Origin of the sequence: Pseudomonas putida W15Oct28 (assembly GCF_000708715.2) — a bacterium.
Classification (GTDB): Bacteria; Pseudomonadota; Gammaproteobacteria; order Pseudomonadales; family Pseudomonadaceae; genus Aquipseudomonas; species Aquipseudomonas putida_R.
In genome coordinates this window covers 20,125-31,451 of sequence record NZ_JENB01000057.1, presented here as the reverse complement: position 1 = coordinate 31,451, position 11,327 = coordinate 20,125, and the positions used below count along the sequence as shown (strand labels likewise).

Genomic DNA, 11,327 nt, shown 5'->3' with positions numbered 1-11,327 from the left:
GGGGTTGATCAACTGGGGGTCGCCGTTGGGGCGAGCGTTGCTGGGTGCGGGGCCTGGGGATGAAATGGTTTGGCGGCGGCCGGTGGGGGATCAGGTGATCGAGTTACTTGAAATTGAGGGTGACAGTTAAGGGCCTTGGGGCTGCTTTGCAGCCCTTCGCGGGCTTGCCCGCTCCCACAGGGATAGCGTAATCCTGCAAACAACGCCAAACCTGTGGGAGCGGGCATGCCCGCGATGGGCCGCAACGCGGCCCCCTACGGCCTCAGATCAGACGACGCCCTGAGCCAGCATCGCATCAGCCACTTTCACAAAGCCCGCAATGTTCGCACCTTTGACGTAGTTGATACGCCCATCCGCCTCTTCACCGTAATGCACGCAAGCATGGTGAATCGACTGCATGATGTTGTGCAGCTTGCTGTCCACTTCACCGGCAGTCCACAGCAGGCGCATGGCGTTCTGCGACATTTCCAGGCCCGACACGGCCACGCCGCCGGCGTTGGAGGCTTTGCCCGGGGCGTACAGGATGCCGGCGTCCAGGAAGATATCCACAGCTTCGAGGGTGGTCGGCATGTTGGCGCCTTCGGCCACGCAGATGCAGCCATTGCGCAGCAGGGTGCGGGCGTCTTCGGCGCCCAGTTCGTTCTGCGTGGCGCACGGCAGCGCGATGTCGCACGCCAGGCTCCACGGGGTCTGGCCTTTGCGGAACTCAAGGCCGTACTGCCCGGCCAGCTCGCTGAGGCGGCCACGTTTGACGTTCTTCAGCTCCATCAACGCGTCCCACTGGGCATCGGTCAGGCCGGCTTCGGCGTACAGGGTGCCTTCGGAGTCGGACAGCGAGATCACCTTGCCGCCCAGGTCCATCACTTTGCGCGCCGCGTACTGGGCCACGTTGCCCGAGCCGGAAACCGCCACACGGCGGCCATCGATACGCTTGTCCTGGCGCTTGAGCATTTCTTCGGCGAAGTACACGCAGCCAAAACCTGTGGCTTCCGGGCGGATCAGGCTGCCGCCATAAGTCATGCCTTTACCGGTCAGCACCGACGTGAACTGGTTGGCCAGGCGCTTGTACTGGCCAAACATGAAGCCGATTTCGCGGGCACCCACGCCGATGTCACCGGCCGGTACGTCGCAGTCAGCGCCGATGTGGCGGTACAGCTCGCTCATGAACGCCTGGCAGAAGCGCATCACTTCGGCGTCGCTCTTGCCTTTCGGGTCGAAGTCCGAGCCGCCCTTGCCGCCGCCCATGGGCAACGAAGTCAGGGAGTTCTTGAGCACCTGCTCGAAGGCCAGGAACTTCAGCACGCTGAGGTTCACCGACGGGTGGAAGCGCAGGCCGCCCTTGTACGGGCCGATGGCGCTGCTCATCTGGATGCGGTAGCCGCGGTTGACCTGCACCTTGCCCTGGTCATCGACCCAGGAGACGCGGAAAAGCACTGCGCGCTCAGGCTCGACCATACGCTCGAGGATGCCCGATTGCAGGTAGTGGGGGTTGGCTTCAAGGAATGGCCACAGGGTGCGCAGCACCTCTTCCACCGCTTGGTGGAACTCGGGTTGGCCAGGGTCACGCTGTTGGAGGCGTGCAAGGAAATTGTCGACAGATTCGATCATGGTAGACATCTCACCGAAGTTTTGGACTTATTGGTTTTTTCAGGAATGTACCAAGAAGCAATCGCACTGGAATAGGGCGAAATGTCGTTTTTTTGAAATTATTTGGTGCGTTTTATATAAGTGTATACAAAACCAACGCCTAAACAGCCGTTTTTCCATTTGCACCAGGCACAAAAATGGGGCCACCAAGGGCCCCATTCTTGTGCATCAGTAAACCGGCTTACTGGGCCAGTTTCTTGTGCCGTACACGGTGCGGCTGGGCAGCAGCATCGCCCAGGCGCTTCTTGCGGTCGGCTTCGTACTCGGTGTAGTTGCCTTCGAAGAACATCACGTTCGAGTCGTCTTCGTACGCCAGGATGTGGGTAGCCACACGGTCCAGGAACCAACGGTCGTGGGAAATCACGATCGCGGCGCCCGGGAAGTCCAACAGGGCTTCTTCCAGCGAACGCAGGGTTTCGACGTCGAGGTCGTTGGACGGTTCGTCGAGCAGCAGGACGTTACCGCCCTCCTTCAGGGTCAGGGCCAGGTGCAGGCGGCCACGCTCACCACCGGACAGGTCCTTGACGAACTTCTGCTGGTCGCCACCCTTGAAGTTGAAGCGGCCAACGTAGGTACGCGACGGGATCTCGTAGTTGCCGATGCGGATCTGGTCGGAACCGTCGGAAATCTGCTGGAACACGGTCTTGGCGCCGTCCAGGTCTTCGCGGCTCTGGTCCACGCAGGCCAGTTGCACGGTTTCACCGATCTCGATGCTGCCCGAGTCCGGCTGTTCCTTGCCCATCAGCATGCGGAACAGGGTCGACTTACCGGCCCCGTTACCACCGATCACGCCGACGATGGCGCCTTTTGGCATGGCGAACGACAGGTTGTCGATCAGCACGCGGTCGCCGTAGCCTTTGGAGACGTTCTTGAACTCGATGACCTTGTCGCCCAGGCGCGGACCAGCCGGGATGTAGATCTCGTTGGTTTCGCTGCGTTTCTGGAATTCCTGCGACTGCATTTCTTCGAAACGCTGCAGGCGGGCCTTGGATTTGGACTGGCGAGCCTTGGCGCCTTTGCGCACCCACTCCAGTTCCTCTTTCATGGCCTTCTCGTGGGCGCTCTGCTGCTTGGATTCCTGCGCCAGACGGTCCGACTTGGCTTCCAGCCAGCCCGAGTAGTTGCCTTCGTACGGGATGCCGGCGCCGCGGTCCAGTTCCAGGATCCAGCCAGCGACGTTGTCGAGGAAGTAACGGTCGTGGGTGATGGCTACCACGGTGCCCGGGAAGTCGTGCAGGAAGCGCTCAAGCCACGCCACCGAATCGGCATCCAGGTGGTTGGTCGGTTCGTCGAGCAGCAGCATGTCGGGGGCCGACAGCAGCAGGCGGCACAGGGCCACACGGCGCTTCTCACCACCGGACAGGTGCTCGATTTTTGCGTCCCAGGCCGGCAGGCGCAGGGCGTCAGCGGCGACGTCCAGCTGGCGCTCCAGGTTGTGGCCATCGGCGGCCTGCAGGATGGCTTCCAGCTTGGCCTGCTCGGCGGCCAGCTTGTCGAAGTCGGCATCCGGGTCGGCGTAGGCGGCGTAGACCTCGTCCAGGCGTGCCTGGGCGTCCTTGATCACGCTGACCGCTTCCTCGACCACTTCGCGCACGGTCTTGGTCGGGTCCAGTTGCGGTTCCTGTGGCAGGTAACCAACGTTGATGTCGGGCATCGGACGGGCTTCGCCGTCGAATTCCTTGTCGACGCCCGCCATGATTCGCAGCAGGGTCGATTTACCGGCGCCGTTCAGGCCGAGCACGCCAATCTTGGCGCCCGGGAAGAACGACAGGGAAATGTTCTTGAGAATTTCCCGCTTCGGCGGCACGACCTTGCTCAGCCGATGCATGGTGTAGACGTATTGAGCCAAAACCAAGCCCTCTAATTCAGATAGGTAAAGACATCGACGATCGCCCCGGCGCGGGGCCAGGGGGATATGTGTTCGGGTGTCATTGGACAAAGACGACCATTCTACGCCAACGCGCGGCGTTGCATAGGAGGGGTCGAGGGTGGGGTGGGATCGGTGTTGTCCCAGGGGGGAATCTGTTGCCTGCACCGGCCTCTTCGCGGGCTCGCCCGCTCCCACAGGAACCCTGATTGCTCAGGCCTAGTGCTAAACCTGGGGGAATCTGCTGCCTGTGCCGGCCTCTTCGCGGGCTCGCCCGCTCCCACAGGAACCCTGATTGCTCAGGCCTAGTGCTAAACCTGGGGGAATCTGCTGCCTGTGCCGGCCTCTTCGCGGGCTCGCCCGCTCCCACAGGAGCCCTGATTGCTCAGGCCTTGTGTTGAACCTGTGGGAGCGGGCGAGCCCGCGAAAGGGCCAGTACAGCAAACCAGGAAGGCTCAGACCTTACGCTGCTTGCCCTTGCCACGCGGCAACCGGCAACGGTCGCCCTGCTCGGCCAGGCGCGCGGCCCAGGCGGATTTCACGCTGAAGCCACCGCTGCGGGCAGGTTGCTGCTCGGCCACGTTGGCCACATTGGCTGGCTTGGCAGCCGCAGGCGCAGTGCCGACCACCTTGGCAGCAGGCTTGGCCGTAGCCACAGCCGGCGTTGGCGCTGCCGCCGCCTTGGCGGTCTTGCGCAGTTCAGCCAACGATGGCGCTTTGCTCTTGGCGCTGGCGGCAGCGTCAGGTTTGACCAGCGAGCGCTGGCAAGACTTGCAGGATACGTCCTCGGTCACGGCAGTGCTGACAAGGGTCTGACTGCTGCGCCCACAGGCGGAATCGAGGCCATTGGAGGAAAAGTGAGTAACCAAAACCGAACATCTCCGATGCGTTGTCATGTAAAGCGGGCGCTATTCTCGCACAGGTCGCAGGGGCTTGCCGAACCACCGGGCGACCTCCACCGGTCAACATGGCTGGCACTTTGCCATAATCCTAGGCATGCTAGCCGGTTTCGGGTGTCCGGCCTTATAGTGCGCCACCGCGGTGCGCCAACCAGACACCGGCACACACCGTGCATGATCCTTCCCTGCCATCGCCAGCCCAATCGCAGGATCAACGCTTGACCAACCTTACTCATCCGTCGTCATTGCGTACCGCGCCCCAGGCGCCCGCCGCTACCCTGCGCGGGTCGGTCAAGGGTGCGCTGGCGATGCTGGCCCTGATCCTGCTGGGCCTGCTGCTGTGGCAGCTTTTCGCCCAGTTCAACCACACCCAGGCCGACCTGCGCAAACAAAGCGTGGACGCCACTGCGGAACTGGCCGACCACCTGAGCCTGAACATGGCATTCAAGGCGCAGCAGGCAGTAAATGTGTTGCAGCCTTACGTCAATACGCCGACGCCCGCCGCCCTGCCGAGCCTGCTGAATACCTTGCGCGAACGCCTGCCTGCCCTGCAGAGCGTGGCCTGGCTGGACAGCGCAGGGCAACTGCGCGCCGACACCCTGGCCGGCAGCCCCGACCGCCAGTTGCTTGACGAGCTGCTGACGCTGAACCAGGGCCGCCCGTACTTCTTCACCAATTCAGCCGACAACCGTACCCTCTACCTGCTGCTGCGCCAGTCTACAGAGCAAGACCGTGGCTACTGGCTGCTGCGCCTGTCGCCCGACTACTACAGCACCCTCACCGTGCACCTCGATGGCGCCGGCCACCCCCTGTGGCTGCTGGAAAACAGCCGCAGCGGCGAGGTACTGCAGCGCCACGCGCCGACCGACTCCAGTAGCGAGCCCCTGGAGAGCGTGATGCTGGCCTTTATCGACAACAGCACCTGGCAGCTGCGCGGCATGTTCGACGCCCAGCTGACCCAGCAGAAAATGCTGCCAGCGCTGATCGGCAAGTGCCTGCTGGTGCTGTTCTGCGCGCTGCTGCCGGTGCTGGCCCTGATCAACATGCGCCGCCGCCAGCGCGCACTGCAGGAAGACCGCCGGCGCTACCAGGAAATTTTCGAAGGTACCGGCGTGGCCTTGTGTGTGCTCGACCTGTCCAGCCTGCCCGGCCAGCTCGACCGCTACCACCTGCGCAACCGCGCCGCGCTCAAGCACAGCCTGGCCCTGGACCCGAACCTGCGCCGCTCGCTGTTGCTGGAGCTGAAAATCACCGAGGTCAACCAGGTCGCGCGCCAGTTGCTGAACATCGAGTGCCACGAAGGGGCCTGGCAGCGGCTGATCGACGGCACTGGCGATGGCCGCGACAGCGTCGGCATGCAACTGATCGACGCGCTGATCGAAGAACGCCCGCTGCTGGAGCTGGAAGTACGCCTGCCAGCGCCGCTGGGCGGCGAGCTGCACCTGTGGCTGATGGCGCGCCTGCCGCAGCAACGCCGCGACTACCAGGCGGTGATCCTCAGCATCAGCGACATCACCAGCCGCAAGCAGGTGGAGCTGTCGCTGCTGGAGCGCGAACGATTCTGGTCGGATGTGGTGCGCACCGTACCCGACCAGCTATACGTGCAGGACGTGCTCAGCCAGCGGATGATCTTCAGCAATCGCCACCTTGGCCAGACCCTCGGTTACGACCGCACCGAGCTTGCGCAGATGGGCGACCGCTTCTGGGAGCTGCTGCTGCACCCCGAAGACGCCGCGCACTTCCAGGCCCTGCGCCAGCAACAGCGCGACAGCGGCCATCACCAACCGCTGCACTGCCAGTTGCGCTTCCGCCACCGTGATGGCGGCTGGCGCTGCTATGACATCCGCGAGCAGGTGCTGGCCCGTGACGCCGAAGGCCTGGTAACGCGCATCATCGGCGTGGGCAAGGACGTGACGGTGCAGATCGAGGCCAGCCAGTCGCTGCGCGACAGCGAGCAGCGCTACCGCATGCTCGCCGAAAGCATCAGCGACGTGATCTTCTCCACCGACAGCCTGCTCAAGCTCAACTATGTCAGCCCATCGGTGCAGAGCGTGCTGGGCTACCAGGCCGACTGGATTTTTGCCAACGGCTGGCAGTCGATCATCGCCAACCCGGCCCAGCTCACCGGCATCTACAGCCTGATGGAACGCGTGAGCAAGGCCATGGACGACCCGGTTCAACTGGCCCAGCTGCGCAACCAGCTGCCGACCCAGCTGTTTTTGTTCGACTGCCTGCGCGGCGATGGCCGCAAGATCCCCATCGAACTGCGCCTGGTGCTGGTGTGGGACGACGACCAGCGCTTTGAAGGCGTGCTTGGGGTAGGCCGTGACATCAGCCAGCAACGCCGTGCCGAAAAAGACCTGCGCATGGCCGCCACGGTATTCGAGCATTCCACTTCGGCCATTCTCATCACCGACCCGGCCGGCTATATCGTCCAGGTCAACGAGGCGTTCAGCCGCGTCAGTGGTTATGCCGTCAGTGAAGTGCTCGACCAGTTGCCGGGCATGCTCACCGTCGACGAACAGCAGGAAGGCCACCTGCGCTATGTGGTCAAGCAACTGCACCAGCGCGGCAGCTGGGAGGGCGAGGTGTGGCTCAAGCGCCGTGATGGCGACCACTACCCCGCCTGGGTGGGCATTACCGCGGTGCTGGACGACGAAGGCGACCTGGCCAGCTACGTGTGCTTCTTCACCGACATCAGCGAACGCAAGGCCAGCGAACAGCGCATCCACCGCCTGGCCTACTACGACGCCCTCACCCACCTGCCCAACCGCACACTGTTCCAGGACCGTTTGTACAACGCCCTGCAGCAGGCCGAGCGGCAAAAAGCGTGGGTGGTGCTGATGTTCCTCGACCTCGACCGCTTCAAGCCGATCAACGACTCCCTCGGCCATGCCGCCGGCGACCGCATGCTCAAGGACATGGCCCTGCGCCTGCTGGCCTGCGTGGATGACGACGACACCGTGGCGCGCATGGGCGGCGACGAGTTCACCCTGTTGCTGCAACCGCGCCCCAACCGCGAACTGGCGCTCAACCGCGCCATCCACGTGGCCGAGAACATCCTCGGCAGCCTGGTACGGCCGTTTGTGCTGGAAAACCGCGAGTTCTTCGTCACGGCCAGTATCGGCATCGCCCTCAGCCCGCAGGATGGCAGCGAGCTGAGCCAGCTGATGAAAAACGCCGACACCGCCATGTACCACGCCAAGGAACGCGGCAAGAACAACTTCCAGTTCTACCAGGCCGAAATGAACGCCAGCGCCCTGGAGCGCCTGGAGCTGGAAAGCGACCTGCGCCACGCCATGGAGCAGAACGAATTCATCCTCTACTACCAGCCGCAGTTCAGCGGCGACGGCAAGCGCCTGACCGGCGCCGAAGCGCTGCTGCGCTGGCGCCACCCGACCCGTGGCCTGGTGCCGCCGGGCGACTTTATCCCGGTAATAGAAGAGCTGGGCCTGGTGGTAGACGTGGGCGACTGGGTATTGCGCGAAGCCAGCCGCCAGCTCAAGGCCTGGCACAAGGCCAAGGTGCGGGTGCCGAAGGTGTCGGTGAACATTTCGGCGCGGCAGTTCTCCGACGGCCAGTTGGGCACGCGGATTGCCAACATCCTTGAAGAAAGCGGCCTGCCGCCAGCCTGCCTGGAGCTGGAACTGACCGAAAGTATCCTGATGCGCGAAGTGAGCGAGGCGCTGCAGATTCTTGCCAGCCTGAAAAACCTCGGCCTGAGCATTGCGGTGGACGACTTCGGCACCGGCTACTCATCGCTCAACTACCTCAAGCAGTTCCCCATCGACGTGCTGAAGATCGACCGCACCTTCGTCGACGGCCTGCCCGAAGGCGAGCAGGACGCGCAGATTGCCCGGGCGATCATCGCCATGGCCCACAGCCTCAACCTGGCGGTAATCGCCGAGGGTGTGGAAACCCACGAGCAGCTGGAGTTTCTGCGCGAGCATGGCTGCGACGAAGTGCAGGGCTACCTGTTCGGGCGGCCGATGCCGGCGCATCAGTTCGAGGCGCAGTTCGCCAACGAGACGCTGTTCATGTTCCATTGAGCCACAGTCTCCCGACCTGCGCGGACTCTTGTAGGAGCGGCCTTGTGTCGCGATCGGACCGCAAAGCGGTCCCGGCGATGTCGGCTGCGAAGCTGCAATCGTGGGGCCGCTGCGCGCCCCTTTCGCGACACAAGGCCGCTCCTACAGGGACCGCGCCAGCCTGAAAGCAGCGCCAGGAAAACCGGACCTGAAAGTCAACTCGCATGCCCGCCCAGCCCAGACACGGCGCGGGATGCAACATGAGCCCCATTGGTCCGCGACTTGATGCCACTTCATATGCCAGCCGCGAATCAATCGGTTAGAATGCCCCCCCAAACTACCCCGATCCTTGAGGACCGCCATGTTCAGCCGTGATTTGACCATTGCCAAGTACGACGCCGAGCTCTTCGAAGCCATGCAGCAAGAAGCCCTGCGCCAGGAAGAGCATATCGAGCTGATCGCTTCGGAAAACTACACCAGCCCGGCAGTCATGGAAGCTCAGGGCTCGGTCCTGACCAACAAGTACGCCGAAGGCTACCCGGGCAAGCGTTACTACGGTGGTTGCGAGTACGTCGACATCGTCGAGCAACTGGCCATCGACCGTGCCAAGGAACTGTTCGGCGCCGATTACGCCAACGTCCAGCCGCACGCTGGCTCCCAGGCCAACGCCGCTGTCTACCTGGCCCTGCTGTCGGCCGGTGACACCATCCTGGGCATGAGCCTGGCCCACGGTGGCCACCTGACCCACGGTGCTTCCGTCAGCTCGTCGGGCAAGCTGTACAACGCCATCCAGTACGGCATCGACGGCAACGGCCTGATCGACTACGACGAAGTCGAGCGCCTGGCTGTCGAGCACAAGCCGAAGATGATCGTTGCCGGCTTCTCGGCCTACTCGCAGGTTCTGGACTTCGCCCGCTTCCGCGCCATCGCCGACAAGGTCGGTGCCTACCTGTTCGTCGACATGGCCCACGTTGCCGGCCTGGTTGCCGCTGGCGTGTACCCCAACCCTGTTCCGTTCGCCGACGTGGTCACCACCACCACGCACAAGACCCTGCGCGGGCCACGTGGCGGCCTGATCCTGGCCCGTGCCAACGCCGACATCGAGAAGAAGCTGAACTCGGCTGTGTTCCCAGGCGCCCAAGGCGGCCCGCTGGAGCACGTCATCGCTGCCAAGGCCATCTGCTTCAAAGAAGCCCTGCAGCCTGAGTTCAAGACTTACCAGCAGCAGGTCGTGAAAAACGCCCAGGCCATGGCCAGCGTCTTCATCGAGCGTGGCTTCGACGTGGTGTCCGGTGGCACCCAGAACCACCTGTTCCTGCTGTCGCTGATCAAGCAGGAAATCTCCGGTAAGGACGCTGACGCCGCCCTGGGCAAAGCCTTCATCACCGTCAACAAAAACTCGGTACCGAACGACCCACGTTCGCCGTTCGTCACCTCGGGCCTGCGTTTCGGCACCCCAGCCGTTACCACCCGTGGTTTCAAGGAAACCGAGTGCAAAGAGCTGGCCGGCTGGATCTGCGACATCCTGGCTGACCTGAACAACGAAGCGGTGATCGACGCCGTACGTGAGAAGGTCAAGGCCATCTGCAAGCAGCTGCCGGTTTACGGCAACTGATTGGCGCCAGCCTGAAGTGAAAAGCCCGGCCCAGTGCCGGGCTTTTTCGTTTAGTTCAGGCACACCGCCGACCTTTGTAGGAGCGGCCTTGTGTCGCGAAAGGACCGCAAAGCGGTCCCAGCGACCTCGGCATGATGCAAAAAATCTGGGGCCGCTTCGCGCCCCTTTCGCGACACAAGGCCGCTCCTACAAGGGCCGCGTTCCCAGTTCATCACCCTACACAGGCCGCCCCTTGACCAGAGAACAACTCGAGACCCACCAGATCCCGATCTACTTCGCTGCCGTGCTCGCAGCCGTTGCCTTCGGCTTGATGGCCAGTGACGGCGCGCGTCATCTGGAAGCTCTGGTCACCCCCGCCATCGCCGTGCTGATGTACGCGATGTTTCTGCAAATCCCTTTCCTCGACCTGCGCCAAGGCCTGGGCAATCGCCGCTTCATGGGCGCCCTGCTGCTCGCCAACTTCATTCTTGTGCCGCTGTTGGTCTGGGCGATCACCCGAGGGTTGGTCGAACACCCGGCGGTCCTCGTCGGTGCCTTGCTGGTGCTGCTTACGCCCTGCATCGATTACGTGGTGGTGTTCACCCACATCGGCAAAGGCGACTCTCGCCTGACCCTGGCCGCCACCCCCGTGCTATTGCTGATGCAATTGGCACTGCTGCCGATCTACCTGGCTCTGATGCTGGGCGACAGCCACAAGGTAGCGATCTCCATCACCCCGTTCGTGGAAGCCTTCGTGCTGCTGATCGTGCTGCCCATGCTGCTGGCCGTGCTCACCAGCCTAGGTGCCCGCCGCTCGCGCACAGTCTCGGCCTGGAATGACGCCTGGGCGTGGTTGCCCGTACCGGCGATGGCCTTGGTGCTGGTGGTTGTGATCGCTTCGCAGATTGCCGTGGTGCTGCGTGATTTCGACCGCTTATTGCCGGTGATTCCGGTGTACATCGGCTTCGCGCTGCTGGCGCCAGCGCTCGGGTTACTCTCGGCGCGGCTGCTGCGCCTGCCGGCCACCGAAGCACGTTCGGTGACCTTCAGCGCCGCCACACGCAACTCGCTGGTGGTGTTGCCGCTGGCGTTGGCATTGCCGGAGGAAATTCGCGGGCTGGCCGCAGCGGCGGTCATTACCCAGACGCTGGTGGAACTGGTGAGTGAGCTGGTTTATGTACGCGTAGTCCCCGCATTGGTGCGCGGCTGATGAGCTAAGGCAGGTTCAGGGAAAGCTGAACCTTTTGCTTGTACGCGCGCGAACCTATGCTGATAGAATGCGATGAATTCTC

The 11,327-nt window shown here is 63.2% G+C and carries 7 protein-coding genes; 4 read left to right on the top strand and 3 right to left on the bottom strand.

What is annotated here, in order from left to right:
- Nucleotides 1-130: GreA/GreB family elongation factor (locus tag AK81_RS28755; protein ID WP_160325564.1), on the top strand; the 130-nt coding region annotated here is incomplete at its 5' end.
- 137 nt (nucleotides 131-267) lie between these two features.
- Here the strand turns inward: AK81_RS28755 and gdhA are convergent.
- From gdhA to AK81_RS25190, 3 genes are all read right to left on the bottom strand, one after another.
- Complete coding sequence (gene gdhA / locus AK81_RS25200) at nucleotides 268-1,608, bottom strand: NADP-specific glutamate dehydrogenase (RefSeq protein ID WP_043203614.1); 1,341 nt, start codon at nucleotides 1,606-1,608, stop codon at nucleotides 268-270.
- A gap of 220 nt (nucleotides 1,609-1,828) precedes the next feature.
- The gene (gene ettA, locus AK81_RS25195) at nucleotides 1,829-3,496 is read right to left on the bottom strand and encodes an energy-dependent translational throttle protein EttA (protein WP_043203612.1); all 1,668 of its coding nucleotides are present in this window, start codon (nucleotides 3,494-3,496) and stop codon (nucleotides 1,829-1,831) included.
- 473 nt (nucleotides 3,497-3,969) lie between these two features.
- A complete protein-coding gene (locus AK81_RS25190; protein ID WP_043203609.1) occupies nucleotides 3,970-4,383 on the bottom strand; it encodes a hypothetical protein in 414 nt (137 codons plus the stop codon).
- A gap of 248 nt (nucleotides 4,384-4,631) precedes the next feature.
- Here AK81_RS25190 and AK81_RS25185 point away from each other — a divergent pair, with 248 nt between their 5' ends.
- The 3 genes from AK81_RS25185 (at nucleotide 4,632) to AK81_RS25175 (ending at nucleotide 11,245) form a co-directional block, all read left to right on the top strand.
- Nucleotides 4,632-8,462: a sensor domain-containing protein gene (locus tag AK81_RS25185; RefSeq protein WP_043203607.1), complete on the top strand. Its 3,831-nt coding sequence runs from the start codon at nucleotides 4,632-4,634 to the stop codon at nucleotides 8,460-8,462.
- 340 nt (nucleotides 8,463-8,802) lie between these two features.
- Entirely contained in the window at nucleotides 8,803-10,056 is a 1,254-nt protein-coding gene (glyA, locus tag AK81_RS25180; RefSeq protein WP_043203605.1) for a serine hydroxymethyltransferase, read from the top strand.
- Nucleotides 10,057-10,288: 232 nt separating this feature from the next.
- Nucleotides 10,289-11,245, top strand: coding sequence for an arsenic resistance protein (locus AK81_RS25175; RefSeq protein ID WP_043203603.1), 957 nt, complete (start codon nucleotides 10,289-10,291; stop codon nucleotides 11,243-11,245).
- The last annotated feature ends 82 nt before the right edge of the window (nucleotides 11,246-11,327 follow it).

Bases quoted from the DNA above. Each gene is read 5' to 3' on its own strand.
- glyA (WP_043203605.1), top strand. From the start codon at position 8,803: ATGTTCAGCCGTGATTTGACCATTGCCAAGTACGACGCCGAGCTCTTC.
- gdhA (WP_043203614.1), bottom strand. From the start codon at position 1,608: ATGATCGAATCTGTCGACAATTTCCTTGCACGCCTCCAACAGCGTGAC.